The 18449-nt window shown below is 70.0% G+C and carries 20 protein-coding genes and 1 pseudogene; 7 read left to right on the plus strand and 14 right to left on the minus strand.

Going from position 1 to position 18449, the window contains the following annotated elements:
- Positions 1-9 precede the first annotated feature (9 nt).
- Entirely contained in the window at positions 10-1173 is a 1164-nt protein-coding gene (locus ABT340_RS20550) for a serine hydrolase domain-containing protein (RefSeq protein WP_352012372.1), read from the minus strand.
- Between the two features lie 146 nt (positions 1174-1319).
- Entirely contained in the window at positions 1320-2252 is a 933-nt protein-coding gene (locus ABT340_RS20555) for a helix-turn-helix transcriptional regulator (protein WP_352012373.1), read from the minus strand.
- A gap of 91 nt (positions 2253-2343) precedes the next feature.
- On the opposite strand from ABT340_RS20555, the gene ABT340_RS20560 reads away from it, so the two are divergent.
- Complete coding sequence (locus ABT340_RS20560) at positions 2344-2757, plus strand: VOC family protein (protein ID WP_352012374.1); 414 nt, start codon at positions 2344-2346, stop codon at positions 2755-2757.
- Between the two features lie 21 nt (positions 2758-2778).
- On the opposite strand, the gene ABT340_RS20565 is transcribed toward ABT340_RS20560, so the two are convergent.
- From ABT340_RS20565 to ABT340_RS20580, 4 genes are all read right to left on the minus strand, one after another.
- The gene (locus ABT340_RS20565) at positions 2779-4017 is read right to left on the minus strand and encodes an RNA polymerase sigma factor (protein ID WP_352012375.1); all 1239 of its coding nucleotides are present in this window, start codon (positions 4015-4017) and stop codon (positions 2779-2781) included.
- Positions 4014-4337 (minus strand): YciI family protein, encoded by a 324-nt coding sequence (locus tag ABT340_RS20570; protein WP_352012376.1) that lies wholly within the window; start codon positions 4335-4337, stop codon positions 4014-4016. Before ABT340_RS20570 ends, ABT340_RS20565 begins: the two co-directional genes overlap by 4 nt.
- Before the next feature lie 53 nt (positions 4338-4390).
- A complete protein-coding gene (locus tag ABT340_RS20575) occupies positions 4391-5011 on the minus strand; it encodes a dihydrofolate reductase family protein (RefSeq protein WP_352012377.1) in 621 nt (206 codons plus the stop codon).
- Positions 5012-5357: 346 nt separating this feature from the next.
- Positions 5358-6251 (minus strand): AraC family transcriptional regulator, encoded by an 894-nt coding sequence (locus tag ABT340_RS20580; protein WP_352012378.1) that lies wholly within the window; start codon positions 6249-6251, stop codon positions 5358-5360.
- A 77-nt stretch (positions 6252-6328) separates the two neighbouring features.
- Between ABT340_RS20580 and ABT340_RS20585 the strand changes: the two genes are divergently transcribed.
- On the plus strand, positions 6329-6676 hold the full coding sequence (locus tag ABT340_RS20585; protein WP_352012379.1) for an alpha/beta fold hydrolase: 348 nt from the start codon (positions 6329-6331) through the stop codon (positions 6674-6676).
- 510 nt (positions 6677-7186) lie between these two features.
- On the opposite strand, the gene ABT340_RS20590 is transcribed toward ABT340_RS20585, so the two are convergent.
- Both ABT340_RS20590 and ABT340_RS20595 read right to left on the minus strand, forming a co-directional pair.
- Positions 7187-7498, minus strand: coding sequence for a transcriptional regulator (locus ABT340_RS20590; RefSeq protein WP_352012380.1), 312 nt, complete (start codon positions 7496-7498; stop codon positions 7187-7189).
- Positions 7495-8175: a hypothetical protein gene (locus ABT340_RS20595; RefSeq protein WP_352012381.1), complete on the minus strand. Its 681-nt coding sequence runs from the start codon at positions 8173-8175 to the stop codon at positions 7495-7497. Before ABT340_RS20595 ends, ABT340_RS20590 begins: the two co-directional genes overlap by 4 nt.
- A 538-nt stretch (positions 8176-8713) precedes the next feature.
- On the opposite strand from ABT340_RS20595, the gene ABT340_RS20600 reads away from it, so the two are divergent.
- A complete protein-coding gene (locus tag ABT340_RS20600) occupies positions 8714-9418 on the plus strand; it encodes a Rossmann-fold NAD(P)-binding domain-containing protein (RefSeq protein WP_352012382.1) in 705 nt (234 codons plus the stop codon).
- A 538-nt stretch (positions 9419-9956) separates the two neighbouring features.
- Complete coding sequence (locus ABT340_RS20605) at positions 9957-11099, plus strand: tyrosine-type recombinase/integrase (RefSeq protein WP_352012383.1); 1143 nt, start codon at positions 9957-9959, stop codon at positions 11097-11099.
- A gap of 104 nt (positions 11100-11203) precedes the next feature.
- On the opposite strand, the gene ABT340_RS20610 is transcribed toward ABT340_RS20605, so the two are convergent.
- Positions 11204-11332 carry a hypothetical protein gene (locus ABT340_RS20610; RefSeq protein WP_352012384.1) on the minus strand — a complete coding sequence of 43 codons (129 nt, stop codon included), beginning with the start codon at positions 11330-11332 and terminating at the stop codon, positions 11204-11206.
- A 456-nt stretch (positions 11333-11788) separates the two neighbouring features.
- Entirely contained in the window at positions 11789-12637 is an 849-nt protein-coding gene (locus ABT340_RS20615; protein WP_352012385.1) for a helix-turn-helix transcriptional regulator, read from the minus strand.
- A 144-nt stretch (positions 12638-12781) separates the two neighbouring features.
- Between ABT340_RS20615 and ABT340_RS20620 the strand changes: the two genes are divergently transcribed.
- Positions 12782-13561 (plus strand): NAD(P)H-dependent oxidoreductase, encoded by a 780-nt coding sequence (locus tag ABT340_RS20620; protein ID WP_352012427.1) that lies wholly within the window; start codon positions 12782-12784, stop codon positions 13559-13561.
- Positions 13562-13643: 82 nt separating this feature from the next.
- On the opposite strand, the gene ABT340_RS20625 is transcribed toward ABT340_RS20620, so the two are convergent.
- On the minus strand, positions 13644-13859 hold the full coding sequence (locus tag ABT340_RS20625; protein WP_352012386.1) for a hypothetical protein: 216 nt from the start codon (positions 13857-13859) through the stop codon (positions 13644-13646).
- Positions 13860-14324: 465 nt separating this feature from the next.
- Entirely contained in the window at positions 14325-14693 is a 369-nt protein-coding gene (locus tag ABT340_RS20630) for a hypothetical protein (protein ID WP_352012387.1), read from the minus strand.
- Between the two features lie 231 nt (positions 14694-14924).
- Between ABT340_RS20630 and ABT340_RS20635 the strand changes: the two genes are divergently transcribed.
- Positions 14925-15263 (plus strand): aldehyde dehydrogenase family protein, encoded by a 339-nt coding sequence (locus ABT340_RS20635; RefSeq protein ID WP_502992516.1) that lies wholly within the window; start codon positions 14925-14927, stop codon positions 15261-15263.
- Here ABT340_RS20635 and ABT340_RS20640 read toward each other — a convergent pair.
- A pseudogene (locus ABT340_RS20640) lies at positions 15235-15610 on the minus strand (transposase); the annotation flags it as partial. The gene ABT340_RS20635 and the pseudogene ABT340_RS20640 overlap by 29 nt on opposite strands.
- A gap of 182 nt (positions 15611-15792) precedes the next feature.
- Between ABT340_RS20640 and ABT340_RS20645 the strand changes: the two are divergent.
- Positions 15793-16329 (plus strand): tyrosine-type recombinase/integrase, encoded by a 537-nt coding sequence (locus ABT340_RS20645; protein WP_352012388.1) that lies wholly within the window; start codon positions 15793-15795, stop codon positions 16327-16329.
- Here the strand turns inward: ABT340_RS20645 and ABT340_RS20650 are convergent.
- Positions 16301-18415 (minus strand): ATP-binding protein, encoded by a 2115-nt coding sequence (locus tag ABT340_RS20650; protein WP_352012389.1) that lies wholly within the window; start codon positions 18413-18415, stop codon positions 16301-16303. The two genes, ABT340_RS20645 and ABT340_RS20650, sit on opposite strands and share 29 nt — an antisense overlap.
- Positions 18416-18449: the final 34 nt, after the last annotated feature.

Raw genomic sequence — 18449 nt, forward strand, 5'->3', positions numbered from 1 at the left:
TCGGTCCCGTCACCCTCCGGAGCAGAGGGCCGTGTCGAGGGCGGCGTCGAGCCGCTGGTCACCGTGTGCCGTGAGAGATTCCGCGGTCGCGGTGACCGTGGCCGCCCGGCCGTTCTCGGTCACGCCGTCGCGGGTCGAGTAGCCCCCGACGTCACCGCTGTGCCCCCATGCGAGGCCACCGCAGCTCAGCGGGATCCTTGTCAGCCCGAGGCCGTATCCCCACCCCGGCGAGGCTCCGGGCACCGGAACCGTCCGCTTCATCTGCTCCAGCATGGCCGGCTTGAGAAGCTCACCGCCCAGCAGCGCGCTCAGGAACCGGTTGACGTCCCGCGGCGTGCTGACCAGTTGCCCGGCCGCCCACCCCCTGGACGGGTCCATCTCCGACACGTCCACCGGTTCGCCACCCGGTTCGCCGGTCCTGGACTTGTAGGCGTGGGGGTGAGCGCCCCGGATCCGCTGTTCACCGGCACCGGGCCAGTAGGTGTCGGCGAGCCGCAGGGGAGTGATGATCCGCTTGGTGATCTCCTCTCCCACCGGCCGGCCCGTGACCTTCTGCACCAGCAACCCGAGCAGGACGTACCCCGTGTTGCTGTAGCTCCAGCCCTTGCCGGGAGCGAACCGCGGCTTCTGCGTCAAGGCCAGATCGACCAGCTCCCGGGGCTCGAAGTAGCGGTGTCGGGTTTCGAAGAACGTCCCCGTGACGGCCTTGCCGTGCTCGGGCATGCCGGAGGTGTGCTGGAGCAACTGGCGGACGGTGATCAGGCGGCCGTCGTTCCCGTTGCCGCGCACCACGTGCGGCAGGTACCTCTCGACCGGGGCGTCCAGCTCGACCAGACCCTCACCGGCCAGCTGCAGCACGACCGTGGCGGTGAAGGTCTTGGTGTTGCTGGCGACGCGCACCCGCCCGTTGACCGGAACCTTGGCTCGCGTGGCCAGGTCGCCCGTACCCGCGGTGTAGTCCCGGCCGCGTCCGTCGCGCTCGCGCACCGCGGCCAGCGCGCCGGGGAACTCACCGCCCTTCACCAGGTCGTTCAGCGCGGCCCGCACGCCGCCCCGTTGGTCCCGTGCGGTGACGTCCGCGGCGGCCGGGCCGAGGGTTCCCAACGCGAGGGCCAGAACCACCGCGGTGCCCGCCCGGGCGGGTCGGGAGAGAACGACGGGATGGTGGGACATGGGGAGACTCCCTTGACAACGTGATCGTGACGTCACCAAGGATGTCGGCGGGGCCGGTCCATGATCGATCCCACGCGTGGGTGTTTCCGCGCTACCGCAAGCACCACCATCGGCCCCGCCGTGTGCCCGGCCGTGAGAGGCGAGGGTTAACGGTCCTGCCGGCCGTACAGCGCGGTGAGCTGGGCGGCCAGTTTCGTCAGCTCGTCCTGGACGGACCGTGGTTCCTCCACGACGACGAGGTCTCCCCAGCCCGCGAGCTGGCGGGCGATGTCCAGCGCGGTCGGGGCGGTGAGTGTGACCCGGACCCTCTCACCGTGGGAGATCACCTCGCAGTGGCGGCCGAAGCGGTCGCGCAGGACGCGTAGGTAGCGGGCCTCGACGGTCGCGGTGGCGGTGGTCGTCGAGCGTCGTGCCTCCATCGCGGTGACGACCTCGTCCCAGGCCGCTGCGAGGTCGAAGCGCTCCGGGCGTTCGGCCGGTTCCTCGGTGATCTCGGCGTCGGCGATCCGGTCGACGCGGAAGGTCCGCTGCCCGTCGGGGGTTCCGGCGATCAGATACCAGGTGTCGTCCTTGTCGACGAGGCCGAACGGCTCGATGAGGCGTTCGCGTCCGGAGTAGGTGAGGCGGGTCTTCCGGCGCCGGACCACCGCGTCCTCCAGCAGGTCGACGAGCACGGGCCGCGTACGGCGGTGCTCGCCCCAGCGGGCGGAGTCGACCACGACCGCGTCCGCCGCCGCCTCGGCCTCCTGCCGGAACGTCGTCGGCAGGGCGCGCACGAGTTTGCGCAGCGCCGCCTTGGCCTCCGGCGCGATCGCGGCGGCCGGGCCGAGCAGCAGGAACAGCGCCCTGGCCTCGGAGGCCTTGAGCCCGGACAGGTCGGTGCGGGCACCGCCGAGCAGGGCCCAGCCGCCGCCGCGTCCGGACTGCGGGTACACGGGGATGCCCGCGGCCGACAGGGCCTCAAGGTCACGGCGGGCCGTGGCGACCGAAACCTCCATCTCGGCGGCGATCTCCGCCGCCGTCACCCGGCCACGTGACTGCATCAGCAACAGGACGGCCACCAGACGATCTGCTCTCATGCTTCGATCCTGCCAATAAAAGCGCTCATTCCATGAGCACTTTGGCCGACAGGATCGATCTCACAAGCCACCGAGCGGAAGGCAGCAGGACATGCTTCGCGGACTCACCACCATCAGCTTCTACGCGCACGACGTCGCCGCCGCCCGTGACTGGTACGCCGACCTCCTCGGGACGGAGGCCTACTTCCAGCGGCCCGAGCAGGGCGAGCCGGTCTACGTGGAGTTCCGGGTGGGCGACTACCAGCACGAGCTGGGAATCATCGACGCGCGTTTCGCCCCGCAGGGCTGGAGCGCCGAGAACGGCGGGGCGATCGTCTACTGGGCGGTGGACGACCTGGAGGCGACCTGGGAGCGGCTGCTGGAGAGGGGGGCCGTCCCGTTCGACAAGCCGACCGGGCGCGGCCCCGGATTCGTCACCGCCTCGGTCCGCGACCCGTTCGGCAACATCCTCGGCATCATGATCAACAACCACTACATGAACGTCCTCGCGAGCCGGAAGGGCTGACGCCGCCCCCTCCTGCGGGCGCTACCGCAGCTGGTCGCGGCGGCGGGTCAGGTAGGCGGTCTCGGCGGCGTTACCCGCCAGGCCGATGGCCCTGTCGTAGGCCGCGCGGGACTCGCGGCCGCGGCCCAGCCGGCGCAGCAGGTCGGCGCGGGTGGCGTGGTAGGCGTGATAGCCGGCCAGCCTGTGCTCAAGACGGTCGACGATCGCCAGCGCCACCTCCGGACCGTCGAGCTCGGCGACCGCGATGGCCCGGTTGAGGGAGACGACCGGTGAGGGGTCGAGACGGACGAGCTGGTCGTAGAGGGCCAGGACCTGCGACCAGTCGGTGTCGCGCATGTCACGGGCGGAGGTGTGCACGGCGTTGATCGCCGCGAGGATCTGGTAACGACCCGGTGCCGCTCCCGTGGCCGCGGCGGCGAGACGCTCGCGCACCAGCCGGTGCCCTTCGGCGATCAGCGCCGTGTCCCACGCCTCACGGTCCTGCTCGTCGAGAGCGACCAGTTCGCCGTCGGCCGAGACCCGGGCGGGTCGGCGGGCCTCGATGAGGAGCATCAGCGCCAGCAGCCCGGCCACTTCACCGTCGTCCGGCAGGAGGGCACGGATCAGGCGGGTGAGCCGGATCGCCTCGGCGGTCAGATCGTGACGCAGGGGATCGGTGTCGGGACCGGTGGCCAGGTAACCCTCGTTGAAGACGAGGTAGAGGACGGCGAGCACACCGGAGACACGGGCCGGGAGATCCTCGGCGGACGGCACGCGATAGGGGACGCGGGCCGCCTTGATCTTGACCTTCGCACGGGTGATCCGCTGCCCCATGGCGCTCTCCGTCACCAGGAAGGCGCGGGCGATCTCGGACATGGTCAGCCCGGCGACCATACGCAGCGTCAGCGCCACGCGGGTCTCCATCGACAGCGCCGGGTGGCAGCAGGTGAAGATCAGCCGGAGCCGGTCGTCGTCGATGACGCCGAGAGGCTCGGGCGGGTCGCCGTAGGCCATCTGAGCCTTCCTGTGCTTGTCGTCGCGCTTGTTCTCGCGCCGGATCCGGTCGATGGCCTGGCGGTTGGCGGTGGTGGTCAGCCAGGCCCCCGGACTGGGAGGCACGCCGTCGGCCGGCCACCGCTGGACGGCGGTGGCGAACGCCTCTGCGGTCGCCTCCTCGGCGATGTCGAGGTCACCGAAGCGCCTGGTCAGGGAGGCGACCACCCGCGCCCATTCCTCACGGTGGGCCCGGGTGATCGCCTCACGGACGTCGATCCCGTTCACAGGAACGGCCGCACCTCGACCTTCCGGTTGCAGGCCTTCGATCCCTCGGCCGCCAGCTTGAGCGCCACGTCGAGGTCGGCCGCCTCGATGATCCAGAAACCGGCGAGATACTCCTTGGACTCCAGAAAAGGCCCGTCGGTGACCATCTCCTCGCCACCCCGGTTGTCGATGACGGTGGCCGTGCCGGGCGAGGCGAGGCCCCCGGCGAAAACCCAGTGGCCGTCGGCCTGGAGCCGGTCGTTGAACACGTCGATCGCGGCGTCCTCGTCCGGGGTGGCGAGGCCGGCCCGGTCGTGGATCACGGAAACCAGGTATCGCATCTGAAGATCATCTCCTGTGGTGTCGGGGCTGTGCGGTGTACCGGTCGGGAATCTCAAGGCGTCGCGTACCGCGGGCGTTCGGCGGGCCGGTAGACCTGGATCGCCACGCCCTTGGAGTCGACCCGCGACTCGACCAGGTCGAGCGCGAGATCCGGGCCGACCTCCGGGAACAACCGCGCGCCCTGCCCGAGAACCACGGGAACGACGATCAAGGTCATCTCGTCGACCAGGTCGTTCTCCAGCAGCCAGCGGATCAGGACGCCGCTGCCGTGCACCTGCAGCTCACCTCCCGGTTCGGCCTTCAGGTCCGCGACGGCGCTCGCGAGGTCGTCGGACAGGACGGTGGTGCCCGGCCACGCCGGATCGGTGAGCGTGGTCGACGCCACGTACTTGGGCCGTGTGTTCAACGCCCGCATGACAGGCTCCCAGGCAGGGGCGTCCTGAACCGTCATGGTCCCCCACGAGCCGGCGAACAGCTCGTAGGTCCGCCGCCCGAACAGGAACGCGTCGGCGCACTGGTAGGTCTGGTTGATGAACGCGCGGGTCTCGTCGTCACCCTTGCCCAGGGCCCATCCGCCGCGCTCGAACCCGTTCCTGCGGTCCTCGTCCGACGCGCCGCCGTTTCCCTGCATCACTCCGTCGATGGTGACCTGAGTCATGGTCGTCAGCTTCATGATCGCGGTTCCCCTGCCCTGACTTGCCTTGGCACCGTCCCGTATGAACGGCCTTACCCCCGCTACGAACACCACCGCCCCGATCCGACACCGCCTCCGGGATTTCTTCGAAGAACTTTCCGGGACGCCGGTCGCCCGTGATCCGACAACACGGCTTCCTCGCACACGCGGGGAGTCTGGGTGCGGAAGCCGGCGACGCGCTGGATCCGCCGGCTGAGGCCGAGCCCACGTCGCGCAAGGCGGCCCGCACGACGGCCTCGGCGACGAAGACGCTTGTGCCACCGATGGAGGTGTGGAGGACGACCGAGCCGATCACCGGTTCACGGCGGTCGCCGATCCACCGCCGTCAGGCGTCCTGCGGACGGTGACCGAGCCGGAGGTCCCTGGAGAGGTGCGGCCTGGCGGGCGCTTCGCGGCCGGGCCATGCGATGTCGTCAACGGCGAGGAACGGCTCGCCGGCCACGGTCGCGGGGGTCGTTCCGGTGAACGCCATGACATCACGATGCAGATGGGACTGGTCGGCGTAGCCGGCGTCGGCCGCGACCTGGGCCGCGCCTTCACCCGCGACCAGGCGGTGGGCGGCATGGTCGAAGCGGACCAGCCTCACGGCACGCTTGGGCGGCAGGCCGAGTTGCGACCGGAACCGGGACCACAGCCGCTTGCGGCTCCACCCGACCTCGGCCGCGAGCCCGTCGACCCGGGTCAGGCCACGGCTGCCGACGATCCGGTGCCAGGCCCAGGCCACCTCCGGATCCACCGGCGGCCCCGCCTCATACCGGCGGACGAGCAGTGCGTCCGTCAACGCGAAGCGATCCTGCCACGACGGGGCATCGCACAGTCGCTCGCGGATCCGTGACGCCTCCCGGCCCCACAGGTCGCCCAGGGACACGACGGCGCCGTCGAGGTCGGCGGGGGAGACGCCCAGAACGGCGCCTGCGATCACCGGGGACAGACGCACCTGCACGCACTCGACGTTCTCTCCCCGCGCCAGGACCGCGCCTCCGGACCCCAGCCCGGGCCCGGCGACGACGCTTCCCCGTTGCTGTTGTCCTGCGGCGCCGTCGAGGACGGGCGAACCGGCGCCGAACTCCAGGAGCAGCGTCACGGCCGGGTGTGGGACCATCCGGAGCGTGTCCAGGTCACGGACACGGAACCCGGCCATGGTGACACCGGCCACCCGGCTGGGCCGTCGCGGGCACGCGACGTCCCAGACAGCCGCGCCATGCACGAACGTACGCACCGTCCCATGCTACGAGAGCCGGTTGAGGGGAACATTCGTCCAATCCACCGGCCCACGCCGGCGGAGACAGTGGGCCCATGACTGTTTCCGACGGCCGGCCGTACGCGAACGACGGCGCCGAGAGTTCGACCCTGTCGCTGGACGGCTGCGACATCCACATGTGCCAGGACGGCCCCCGCGACGCCCCCGCGCTCCTGCTCATCCACGGGTCCGCGTCCTCCACCCGCTCGTGGGACCCGATGGTTGCGCTGCTGACAGGGTCCCACCGCGTCATCCGGATCGACCTGCTCGGGCACGGCCGGTCGGCCAAACCGGCCGACCGCGACTACGCGATCCCGGAACAGGCACGCCGGGCAGGCGCGGCACTGGACCGGTCGACCAGTGACCGGCGCATGCGCGCCGACCCGTTGGTGTGTCGTCCGTGAGACATTCGCTCGAACAACCGGTAGAACGTCGCCCGCGACGGCACCGCCACGCCGTCTTGGCCGGCGAGCATCCCGACCCGCCAGTGGAAATAGCTCGCGGTGCGCGTCGATGCGCCGGTGGCCTCCTCAATCGCCTGCCGCAGCGCCTCGACCACGCGTGGCCCAGTTCGTCCGGTGACCGGCTGGAGGCGGTCATGACGGCCGTCGATCAGTCCGGCCATGCCTTGGGTCTGGTAACGCAGCCGCTTGCGTTTGAGCGTGCGCGTGCTGACCTTGGGCGTCCCTCGGTGGCCGGTTCGGCGGCCTTGGCCTGCTCGCGCTGGGTGAGCGTCGTGGTGGCCGGGTCGAAGTGCGGGTGTGGTCTCGCACCGGCAGGCGCGTCGGCCCGGACGCCTGTGAGCACTTCCAGAACGTACTGCTCCCACCACAGCGCCTCCTGCCCGGTGGTTGTCAGCGGATTCTCAGCCGACTACCGGCACGGCACAAGCCCGGCGACCGTCGGCATGAGGGTCAGCTTTCGTTGGCGCGGTGGCGGTGGACCAGTTCCTCCAGCGCGGTGATCTCCTTTGAGAGTGCTACGCGGCCTTCCTTGGTAATGACGATCCATGTCTTCGGGCGCCGTCCGTCGTATCCCTTCTCCAGGGTGATCAGTCTGGCCTCCTCCAGGACGGCGAGGTGACGGTTGAGGTTTCCCCTGGTCAGTTGGAGCACCTCGCACAGGTAGGTGAACTCGACCCGAGACGCCTCGCTGGCGATGGTAAGGATGCCGAGGCGATGGCGCTGGTGGACGGTGTCATCGAGATTTCCGGTCGGGTAAGTCATGGGTGTGTCTTTCGCCGGACGGTCAGTCCGCCCACGAGGAGGATCATGGCCGGGAGCAGAACGGGACTGCCCTGGAGAAGACCGTAGGGCATCTCCTGCGGGGAGACGCCGAACAGGTGGAACAGGCGGTGGTACTGGTTTTGCACGTCATAGACGACGGCCGGGACGGCTGTCGCCGTGTAGAGGGCGGTGACGATCCAGAGATGGCGGCTGCGTTCGGCCCGGGCCAGGGCGATCAGGCCGAGGGCCGAAGCCAGGAGGCCGAAGGTGTCGCGAATGAAGAACGGCCAGAGGAGGAAGCCAACCAGCGGCAGGAGCGTCCAGACCAGCGGGGCCGCCCCAGCGGTGCTCCAGATGATCGTTGGGTTTCGCGGTGAGGTCTGAATGCCCGCCCGATGGCCGTGGCGGCGATACCACCACACGGTGAGCCCCGCCCCGGCGACTAGTCCGGCGAGCCAGACCATATCGATCCACTCTCCGAAAGGCCAGGTGAAGGTTCCTTCCGGACTTTCCCGCAACTCGAAGTCGATGACATAGAGCGGGGCGGTGGCCAAGGTGAAGCCTCCGAAGAACAGCAAGGGAAAGCGGAAGGCGTGCCGGTCCGTGCGGGCTCGGGCGCGCAGGACGTTTACTTCGTCGAGCAGGTTGCCGGCCTCATTGGCCGCGTTTTGCCTCATGACCTGACCTCCATTATGTCGGCTTCCCAGACATGTTTGCATCGCAGACATAATTGCCGCAAGCCGACCGATGAACCGGTGTGCTTACTTCAGACGACTTGCGGTATCGGAAGCGGACCCCTCGCGACTTCCGATACTTCGACGTGGCATGTCCAGGAGCCCAATGGCCCGGAGAGGGTCCGGCCTCTGTCAAACCAGCTTGGCGCCCGACACCAACCGGGCGCATGGTTACCGCTGCCAACGATCGGGTGCTCAACACCCGCCACATGCCACCTTCAGTGAGAGGCCGGGTCTCGATCGTCCTTCTCGTGCCAACGGTGTGAGACGGAACGCCAGGACGCGCCAATTTCACCGAGACAGGTGCCACCTTCGCTGAGACCGGACAACGCGCATGCGGGAAGACATGCCGCTGATGGGCCCCTGGAACAGTTCATGATCATCTCGGAGTAGGTTCGGACATAAGTCCGACTTACCGCCCATCGTCGCCGGTCGCGATGCATGATCACCGAAAAGGGACGCACCGCGACCGGACACGGGAATGGCCGCCCGCACCGCCGGCATGTACGGCTCGCGGCGCCTCGGTGGCGCGCGGGCGTTGTTCCTGTTCCGGAGCGAGCGTGAACTCGACCACCACCACCGTGACGTGCCACGGCAGAAGGAGCTGCTGCGCGACGCGTTCAAGGGCATGCACGCCGACGTGGACCGCCGGCTGGAGGAGCTTGACCACACCCCGGCGTTCTACTTCGACTCGGTCACGCAGCTCCGCATGGACACCTGGACGCGGGGGAGGGTGACGCTCGTCGGCGACGCGGGTTACAGCCCCGGCCCGGCCGTAGGCGGCAGTACCAGCCTGGCCGTCGTCGGCGCGTACGTCCTCGCCGGGGAGTTGGCGCGGGCCGGCGGCGACCACGAACGCGCCTTTCCCGCCTACGAGCGGGCGATGGCCGAGCACGTGCGCGGCAGTCGCGCGGCCGCGCTGAGCGCGGCGAAGACCCTGGTCCCCGCATCCCGCCTCGGCGCGCTGGGACTGGCCCAGGGCGCCCGCCTGATCTCCGCCCTGCCCGCGGGACCCCGCCGAGCCCTCCTGCGCCTCACCACCAGAAGCGCACGCCTCTACAACTCCATGGCCGTCGACGACCACCCGCCGTCTGCCACGTCAGCAGGCCGGATCCGCCTCACGGGGAGCCTCGGGAACCGGCTCAAGTGCTCGTCCTGCTGCCGGCCCGGCCTGCGGAACCGGTGAGCAGCAGCCCGGCCGACGTTCAGCGAGCTTTTCCGTTCCGCAAGAGCTCCGCTCCGCACGCAGGTCGCTCCGTGGTCGGCTCTCCGCTCGGATCGGCACCACATTGAGCAGCAGGCGTGAAGCCCACGGGGCGCCGAGGTAGTCGCAGCTCGCTTCGGGGCAGGCCTCCCAGTAACCGCTCTCCACAGCCGCCTCGCGGACACCGTTCTCGGGACCGAAGCCGTGGTGAGCGATGAGTCGGGCGACGGAGTTGTCGTACCGGGCCGCGAGGAGGGCGGCTTCTGCGATCTTGTCGTGCCCCTGGGAGAAGAAGGAGCCGAGGCCGACCTCGGTTCCGCATCCACACCAACACGTACCTGTTGGGATCAGGCGAGGTTCGCTCTTAGGCCTACCTTCAAGGCAGATCCTTTAGAAGAACGACCAAGGATGAGCTTCTAGAAACGTTTCCAAGAAGTTCTCGATCGCGAGGCCCTGGGTTGCGATAACATGCCTTATCGCAACCCAGAAACATGATCGACCCGACCCCGCGGAGAACCCGGTGCCCAGCCCCTCCGACGCCCTCTCCGCCCTCGAACCGGACCACGGTCCCGATGCCGGTCCCGAACCACTCGCCGGAACCGTGTTGCCCGCCCGGAGCCGTGAGACGCCCTTCGCGGCCGACGTCCCGGCGAGCCCTTCCGGGACCGACGTCGAGCGGGCGCTGTCTCCGGCGGCGCGGGTCCGGGTCGCCGACGGGTTCGCGGCCACCACCGGCCGCGCCTACGCCCGCGACTGGACCGCGTTCACCACCTGGTGCACGACGCACGGGCGCACCCCGCTGCCGGCCACCGCCGAGACGCTGGCGGAGTACGTCACCCACCTGGCCGCCACCCCCACCCGCACAGGGACGCCGCCCGCGCCGTCGACCGTAGAACGGGCGCTGGCGTGCATCCAGTCCCGGCACAAGCTCGCCGGGCTGGCCGCCGACGCCCGCCCGGCCCGGCTGGCCCTGCGCTCCTACCGCCGCCAGCGCGCCGACGCCGGGCAGCGCACCCGCAAGGCACCCCCGGCCGAACTCGACATCCTGCGCCGGATGCTGGACGCCACCGCCCCAGACACCCTGGCCGGGCTGCGCGACCGGGCCGCTCTGGTGCTCGGGTTCGCGCTGATGGGCCGCCGCTCGGAGCTGACCGCGCTGAACATCGCCGACATCACCCTCACCGGCGACGGGCTGGAGGTGTTCATCGGCCGGTCCAAGACCGACCAGGACGCCATCGGCGAGACCGTGCCGCTGCCCTACGGCTCACACACCGAGACCTGCCCGGTCCGGGTGGTGCAGGCCTGGATCGCCGCGCTGGCCGAACAAGAGGTCACGAGCGGGCCGCTGCTGCGCGGCGTCGACCGGCACGGCCACCTCACCGGCACCGTCGGCGCGGCGGGCAAGGCCGTGAAGCGGATGAGCGGGCACGGCCTGAACCTGCTGGTGCGCCGCGCCGCCGTCCGGGCCGGGCTGCCCAACGCCGAGACGTTCAGCGCGCACTCCCTGCGCGCCGGCGGCGCCACCGCCGCGGCCAAGGCCGGGGCGCCGGTCTCGGCGATCGCCCGGCACGGCCGCTGGTCGGAGAAATCCCCGGTGGTACACGGCTACATTCGCACCGCCGACAAATGGCGCGACAACCCCATGCGCGGCGTCGGCCTGTGACCCCGGAACCGGAGCCACCGCAGATGTGCACGACACTGACCGTGACCGTAGGGGTATCGTGCTCCGTCTGCCGCCCGGGCGGATCGGGAGCGTGCCGGACAGATTCAGGCGGGGCACGTCCATCGGTAGTCGATGCCGGGCAGGTAGCGTTTGCGCTCCTCAGGGGTGAAGGGCCGTAGGGCGATGGCGCAGATGGCCGTCGGCAGGTTGTCCGGCACTCTCACGTCCCACAACCGGACGATGGTGTCGAACGCGGTGCTGGCCAGTGTGCGTCCGTCCGGGCGACACCCTGTGCATTCAGCTCTCATACGGAGGGCTTGACCTCGAAGAAGGCCGCTCGCTTGGGCTAGCGGTAGGGGTGTCAACGGCTAACCCGAGAACGGCAGCTGCGATAGCGACCCGTGATCATCGCTACCGCCAATTTCTGCACTCAGACTCCTCAAGGGCCGATCCCGCTCGACGACCCGCATGTCCTGGCCCTGGCCAGGGCTCGCCAGCGCCTGCCCGCGACAGGGCGCTCGCCCGACCTGGGAGGAGCTGACTGACAAGGAGAGGAGGGCTCTCTTCCCGATGCCCGGACTCACTCCGCGCCCGAACTCCAGCTAGATCCCGGGCCCGCCTGCCTCCCACCCTCGGCCACCACGACGGCCTCGGCGCAGACGCCGACGAACGCAACGGATTCTTGCGGCTCATGACACATTCGTTACCGGCAGGCCTTTCACCGTGGGATGTCCATCCCCACTGAGCGCGCCCAGCAGGCGCAGCCCGTCCTCGGTGGGGCTCCCGGGTGCCGCGGACAGCACCAGCAGCTCCATGCCCGATTCATCCGGCAGCGCAAAGTTCTCCTGATGCAGTTCCAGCAGTCCGACCAGCGGGTGCCGGTACGCCTTGCGTCCATGTGTGCGGGAGCGCACGTCCGCGCGGGCCCAGAGGCGGCGGAAGCGCTTGCTCCCCATCGCCAGCTCGCCGATAAGTGAGGCCAGGCGTGGGTCGTCGGGGTACTTCCCGGCCGCCAGACGCAGGTGCCCGACCACGTCTAGGGTGCATTTCTCCCAGTCGGCGTACAGGCCGCGCTCGGTCTCCTCAAGGAAGATGTGCCGGGCGGTGTTCAAGCCCGGCATCTCCCGGCCGTAGAGGAGCCCGGCGAGGCGGTTCCCCGCGACCACGTCCAGCCGGTGGTCCATGAGCAGGGCGGGCGCGTCGGTGACCAGGTCGAGTACGCGCAGCAGCTCCGGCTGCAGGCGCCCGCTGGGCGACTTCGCGCGACGGCGGCGCTGCCGGGCCAGCCGGTACAGGTGCCCGCGTTCGGTCTCGTCGAGGCCGAGGGCGCGGGCGAGCGCGTCGAGGACCTGTTCGGAGGGCTGGGTGGCGCGGCCCTGCTCCAGGCGTACGTAGTAGTCGACGCTGACTCCGGACAGGTGCGCGACCTCTTCGCGGCGCAGCCCTTCGACGCGGCGGCGGCTGTCGGTGGGGATGCCGACGGCGGAAGGGGCGACCCGGGAACGCCGGGTGCGCAGAAAGCCCGCGAGATCGTCCATGCCCCCCAGTATGGCTCCGGTGACGCGCGTGAAGGTGGTCCTGCTGTTACCAGGAAGTCCCGTCCGATGGAAGAAGCGTCCCTGAACGACGAGGCCTCGGCGGCCGAGCATCTATGGCGACATACCTTGTTGAAGGGAACAGCCATGAAGACGCTCATTGTCCACGCCCACCCCGAGCCGCGTTCGCTGAACGGCTCTCTGAAGGACCTCGCCGTGTCCACTCTCGAAGCCGCCGGGCACGAGGTGCGGGTGAGCGACCTGTACGCGATGAACTGGAAGGCCGTGGTGGACGCGGCGGACTTCGGCGAGCACGCCACGAGCCCGCTGCGGGTGATACCGAGTTCGGCCGGGGCGTACGACGCCGGCGCGCTCACGCCCGACGTGGCGGCCGAGCAGGAGAAGTTGCTGTGGGCCGACACGGTGGTCTTCCAGTTCCCGATGTGGTGGTACACGATGCCGGCGATCCTCAAAGGCTGGGTGGACCGGGTGTTCTCCTTCCACTTCGCGTACGGCGTCGGAGCGCACGACGAGACCCGGTACGGCGAGCGTTTCGGTGAGGGGACGCTGCAGGGGCGGCGGGCGATCCTGTCGGTGACCGTCGGGGGCCCGGAGTCCCACTACACCGATCGCGGAATCAACGGCCCGATCGAGGATCTGCTGTTCCCGATCCACCACGGGATCCTGTACTACCCGGGCGTGGAAGTGCTGCCGCCGTTCGTGCTGTACGGCACCGACAAGATGACGCGCGGTGACTTCGAAGACGCCGCGAAGGCGTGGAAGGAGCGGCTGCTGTCGCTGGAGACAACCGAGCCGATCGCGTTCCGGCGCCAGAACTTCGGTGACTACGAGATCCCGTCACTGCGGTTGAAGGAGGGCCTGGAAGTGCCGGGCCGCAAGGGTTTCGGCCTGCACGTGCGGGATTAGCCGCTGGCAAGGGACAGGACGAGCGACCACTCGCATCAGAACGGCCGGTGACGATAACCCGAGCCCCGACGGCTCGCTAACGTCAGCCGATTAGTGTCCGCTGGAGCTGGAGGATCCGCAGGCCCTCCACGAGCGTCAGGGCCGCGAGCCACTCCACCACCGGGCGCAGATCCCCGAGATTCTCCAGCGCCTGGATCTTTTCGGCGTCGTGGTGGAGATGGCCGCCGTAGGCGACCGGCCCGAAGGTTTCACGGCAGCTGATGATCCGCTGGTTGAGCTGGAAACCGCCCTGCGTCATCCTCGTCCAGCCGTACCACAGGGCTCGGTCGGCCTGCCGAGTCGCCTCGTCCGGGGCGAGAGCGTCGACGATGCCCGAGATGATCTCGAAGTAGCAGTCTTCCGTGGGGCGACGAAGGCACGGAAGACCGTGAGCGCGGACCTCGGGTCATCGCTTCTCGTAGGAGGCCAATGGCCGGTGGCGGCCCCGAGGACCAGGGAGGTGCTGACGGGTCTGTTCTCGCAGTGCCCGGCAGGTTTCCGGCGGTGCTGACCTGCTTGACGAAGGAGGTCGAGCTTGCCTTGGTCAGGCCCGATTCGCCACCTTCGTAATCGTCGTTCCCATTCTGGTTGAGCCGTCAGCTTCGGTGTGTCCGTTTCACCTATACCGACCTGGAACCCGTCTTCGAGAATGCCTGACCGAGCTGGTGGGCGCGCTGGCCCTGGAGTACTCCCGCCCCGGCACCGCTTAGCGGGCCGGCGACTGCTAGAGCATCTCGCCCAGCAACCGCCGTACCTCGTCCCCCTCGACGACCGCCGACGCCTCCGGCCGCCCGCGGAACCGGAGCCGCGTGAGCACCCACAGTTCCGCGCGCCCGAGCTCCCCCCGGGCCTCCTCCACCAGGTTCGGAGGCAGGTCGTCCGGTTCGGCGGCCTGGTAGGCGACGAACAGATCCGGCACGGTCAATCCTCCTCCGTCCGGGGCGAACCGCTCCGCGAGATCGTCGGCCAGCCTGGCCCGCTCGCGCCTGGACAACGCATGCGCCGACAGCGCGTACTCGAGAAATTCCCCGATGACTCCATCGGGGTCGTCGGTGACACGGATGACCGGCCCGTCACGCAGGATGGCACGCATGACCGGCCAGCCTATCGACCCGCTCTGCGCAGGCCCAGCGTGGCCATCATGGAAGCGGCGGCGAGCCCGATCATGTCAAGGCGTTCGTGACGACGGTCATCCGGGCGTAGAGGACCTTCTCCGAGAGGGCACCGCCGTGGAGCGCAGGCTTGCGGACGAAGCGGAACATCGGCGCGGCTCGTCCCGGCTGAGAGCCGAGGTCATAGGCTCTGAGGGAGTTGATGAAGGCGGATGGAATGGGTCACCGGGCTGGACGTCGACATCGACGCCCACCGGACGAGCGCCCGCGCCGCCAAACTCCTCGCGCCCCGCCGCCGCCGTGACGCGATCCCCGTGCTCACCCACACCACCGAACTGCGCCGCCCCAAGGGCGTCGTCACGATCATCTCGCCGTGGAACTACCCGCTGAGCATGGCCGCCGGTGACGCCGTCCCAGCCCTCATGGCCGGCAACGCCGTCGTCCAGAAGCCCGACACCCAGACGGCGCTCACCGCGCTGTGGGCGCTCGATCTGATGACCGAAGCCGGTCTGCCCGCCGGCGTGTGGCAGAGCTTTTGGAGATGGTTTTGATGCCGAGCTGTTCCACCAGCTTGTCGACCCTGCGGGTGGAGACCCCGAGCAGGTAGCTGGTGGCCACCACGCTGATCAGCGCCTGCTCGGCCCGCCGCCGACGCTCCAGCAGCCACTCGGGCAAGTAGGAGCCCGAGCGGAGTTTCGGAACGGCGAGTTCGACGGTGCCGGCGCGGGTGTCCCACTCGCGGGCGCGGTAGCCGTTGCGTCGGTTGGTGCGCTCGTCGCTGCGGGTGCCGTACTCGGCGCCGCACAGGGTGTCGGCCTCGGCCGGCATCAACGTCTCGGCCATGGTCTCCCGCCATGGATCGCAACAGATCCGGGCCCTGCTGGATCTGCTCCGCCAGTCACGTGGCGGGGTCCACACTGTTGTTCACAGCCATCGCTTTCTTCTCCTTCGATCTTGATGTCGCAATCACGAAGGATCACGAAATGGCCGTCCTCATTCACGGCGCCATGCCATCTAGCTGGGGAAACTCATACACCACGTCCGTGGACGCAACCGGCGTCATCGCAGGTCAACGCTTCTATGGTGGCTCCCTCGCCGATTCGGTTCCGTGGACTGTCCGGCGCCAGAGCGCTGTATGACGGCGCACGCGTCGAGGAATGCGCCCGGCTGGAGACGATCGACGTCACCCTGACCGCCCGCACCGGGCACATACGCCTGCACAGCAAGGGCGACGAGGTCCGCACCGTCCCACTGCCGTCGGCCGCCCGCGAGCAACTGGCCGCCTGGCTGACCGAGCGCGGCCTGCAGGCCGGTCCGCTGTGGCCGGGCCAGCGCGGACCGCTCAGCGTCTCCGGCATCACCCAGGTCGTCCTGGCCATCGGCGACGACGCCGGACTCCCAGGCCTGCGCCCGCACCCGATCCGCCACACCTACGCCACCCGGCTGCGCGAGGGCGGCGCCGACCCTGCCCAGATCCAGGCCCTGCTCGGGCACTCCTCCATCGAGACCAGCGCCCGCTACTTCCGCGTCGGGGCGGCCGAGCAGGCCGCCGTCGTCGACCAGACTTCGAGCCGTAAGTGCCTGTTCCTCAATGCGGGAGTGGCCAGTTCTTGGTGAGGAACTCCTGGTGCTCGGCCATCCAACGGCGCGACTCATAGCCTCCGAAGGCGGCGTGGGCGGCGGCGGCCCGGCCCCACCAGACGGCGGCCTCCGCGTGATCGAGGCGCAGGCTCGCCTGCTCGGCTGCCGCCCGCGCCCAGCGCACGGCCTCGCGATGAGCGCGGCGTCCCGCCTTGACCGCGTGCCGGGCGATGACCGCCACGTCGGCGCCGGGGCAGGAGGACAGGGAGATCATTACAGCGTGGTGGATCTCGGCCGCACGCGAGGGCGGGATGTCACCGATGATCGTCTCCCTGGCCAGGGCGCAGGCGAAGGCCATGCGACCGGCCCGGAAGACGACCAGCCCGGCCCGGGCCGCCCGGTCCAGCGCGTCGCAGCCCGGTTCCCCCGCGATCTCGGCGACCAGCGCGGGGTCGAAGTCCCGTCCGATCAGGGCGGCGATACGCAGCACATCCCTGACCTGCGGACCCAGCGCGGCGAGCCACTGATGGACCAGCTTCGAGACCACGTCGGGCACCATGTCCGGCCGGCTCAGGACCTCGCGCAGGAAGAGAGGGTTCCCCCCGGTGCGCTCGATCAGCAGGCGCGCGGCCCGCTCGTCCACCGGCGTCCCCAGATCGGCCGCGAGCGCCCGCACCGCCTCGGTTCCCAGACCGCCGAGACGGATGCGGACCAGGTCGTACGCGGCCAGGCCGCCCAGGAGGTCGTGCACGGCGTCGCGGTGCGGAGAACAGCCGCGCAACGCGGTGACGACGGTGATGGGCGGGGGGCTGCCGGGCACGGCACGGGCGTGTACGAAGACCTCTCTGAGCGTCCTCATCGATTCCGGGTCGGCGCGGTGCAGGTCGTCCAGCACGATCACGAGGGGTCGCTCACGCGCGGCGGTGACCAGCCACCGGGCGACCTCCCGGGCTCGGCGCGGCGGCAACGGGTGCACGGCACCCGAATACGCCTGATCGTCCAAGGGGCCCTCCAACGCGGAGGGGTCGGGCGTCGGGCAGAGCCGCCGCAGTTCCTCCAGCACCTGAGTCCAGGGCTGCGACGGCCACGTCGTACCGCCGCCGTCGAAGGCACCCCACAGCACCAGACGGCCGTGCCGGGCGCAGCGGTCGCGGAAGGCCGTCAGCAGGGACGTCTTCCCGATGCCCGGCTCCCCGCTGACCACTCCGGCGGCCGGGCCGTCACTCGCCGTCAGCCTCATCAGCTCCGCCAGCTGCGTCTCTCGTCCGTGCAGCGCCTGCCGCCGCCGCGGGGAGCCCGTGGCGGAAGGGTCCAGGGCCAGGGGGACCGCGGCGGCGGGGACGTGCCCGAGCGAGTCGGCCTGCCGGAGGATGTCGGCCTCCAGCGCGCGCAACTCCGCACCGTGACGCGTCCCGTGCCGGCCGTCCACGAACCTTCCGGCACGGCGCAGCACGGCCAGCGCCTCGGCCTGCCGGCCGGTGCGATACAGGGCGAGCGTCAGCAGGCACCACAGCCGTTCCCGAAGCGGGTGCGCCTCCGTCTCCCCCTCCAGATCGAGGATGACCGCCTGCGGCCGGCCCACCTCCAGCAACGCCTGGGCACGCCGCTCCACCGCCACCGCACGCCTGTCCCACAGCCGCTGTACCTCGGCGGCAGCCCACGGCTCGTCGCAGAACTCGCCGTATGGGAAACCCCGCCAGAGTCCCACCGCCTCGTCGAGCAGGGGTAGCGCCTCATGGGGCGGGCGGCTGTCCGCGCGGTCCAGCAGCTCGCCGAAGCGCACGGCGTCCACGTCCGTCGCGGCCAGCGCGTATCCCATGGGTCGCCTCACCAGCAGCCGCGGCGGCGTTCGCGGAGCACGACCAGGCTCGACGGCGCGGCGCACGTTCGACACATACGCCTGTAGGGTCGCCCGCGCACGCGGCGGAGGCGCGCCGCCGAACACGTCGTCGATCAGTTCCCCTACCGGCACGGGCGCGCCGTACGCCGCGAGCAGCCTGGCCAGCAACGTCCGCTGGCGACGCCCGCCGAGGCCGATCGGCGTGCCGTCGCTGTCGCGGACCTCCACCGGTCCGAGAACGCGGAACCGCACCGCTCCCGCGGCGGCCAGGCCGTTGGACATGTACGTCCTCCAGGTGAGATCCGGCTATCGATCT

Source organism: Streptosporangium sp. NPDC000239 (genome assembly GCF_040300765.1).
Classification (GTDB): Bacteria; Actinomycetota; Actinomycetes; order Streptosporangiales; family Streptosporangiaceae; genus Streptosporangium.

Excerpts from the sequence above, each read along its gene's own strand:
- ABT340_RS20550 (WP_352012372.1), bottom strand. The coding sequence starts at position 1,173 with ATGTCCCACCATCCCGTCGTTCTCTCCCGACCCGCCCGGGCGGGCACC.
- ABT340_RS20555 (WP_352012373.1), bottom strand. The coding sequence starts at position 2,252 with ATGAGAGCAGATCGTCTGGTGGCCGTCCTGTTGCTGATGCAGTCACGT.
- ABT340_RS20560 (WP_352012374.1), top strand. The coding sequence starts at position 2,344 with ATGCTTCGCGGACTCACCACCATCAGCTTCTACGCGCACGACGTCGCC.
- ABT340_RS20570 (WP_352012376.1), bottom strand. The coding sequence starts at position 4,337 with ATGCGATACCTGGTTTCCGTGATCCACGACCGGGCCGGCCTCGCCACC.
- ABT340_RS20575 (WP_352012377.1), bottom strand. The coding sequence starts at position 5,011 with ATGAAGCTGACGACCATGACTCAGGTCACCATCGACGGAGTGATGCAG.
- ABT340_RS20585 (WP_352012379.1), top strand. The coding sequence starts at position 6,329 with ATGACTGTTTCCGACGGCCGGCCGTACGCGAACGACGGCGCCGAGAGT.
- ABT340_RS20590 (WP_352012380.1), bottom strand. The coding sequence starts at position 7,498 with ATGACTTACCCGACCGGAAATCTCGATGACACCGTCCACCAGCGCCAT.
- ABT340_RS20595 (WP_352012381.1), bottom strand. The coding sequence starts at position 8,175 with ATGAGGCAAAACGCGGCCAATGAGGCCGGCAACCTGCTCGACGAAGTA.
- ABT340_RS20600 (WP_352012382.1), top strand. The coding sequence starts at position 8,714 with ATGGCCGCCCGCACCGCCGGCATGTACGGCTCGCGGCGCCTCGGTGGC.
- ABT340_RS20615 (WP_352012385.1), bottom strand. The coding sequence starts at position 12,637 with ATGGACGATCTCGCGGGCTTTCTGCGCACCCGGCGTTCCCGGGTCGCC.
- ABT340_RS20620 (WP_352012427.1), top strand. The coding sequence starts at position 12,782 with ATGAAGACGCTCATTGTCCACGCCCACCCCGAGCCGCGTTCGCTGAAC.
- ABT340_RS20625 (WP_352012386.1), bottom strand. The coding sequence starts at position 13,859 with ATGACGCAGGGCGGTTTCCAGCTCAACCAGCGGATCATCAGCTGCCGT.
- ABT340_RS20630 (WP_352012387.1), bottom strand. The coding sequence starts at position 14,693 with ATGCGTGCCATCCTGCGTGACGGGCCGGTCATCCGTGTCACCGACGAC.
- ABT340_RS20635 (WP_502992516.1), top strand. The coding sequence starts at position 14,925 with ATGGAATGGGTCACCGGGCTGGACGTCGACATCGACGCCCACCGGACG.
- ABT340_RS20645 (WP_352012388.1), top strand. The coding sequence starts at position 15,793 with ATGGTGGCTCCCTCGCCGATTCGGTTCCGTGGACTGTCCGGCGCCAGA.
- ABT340_RS20650 (WP_352012389.1), bottom strand. The coding sequence starts at position 18,415 with ATGTCCAACGGCCTGGCCGCCGCGGGAGCGGTGCGGTTCCGCGTTCTC.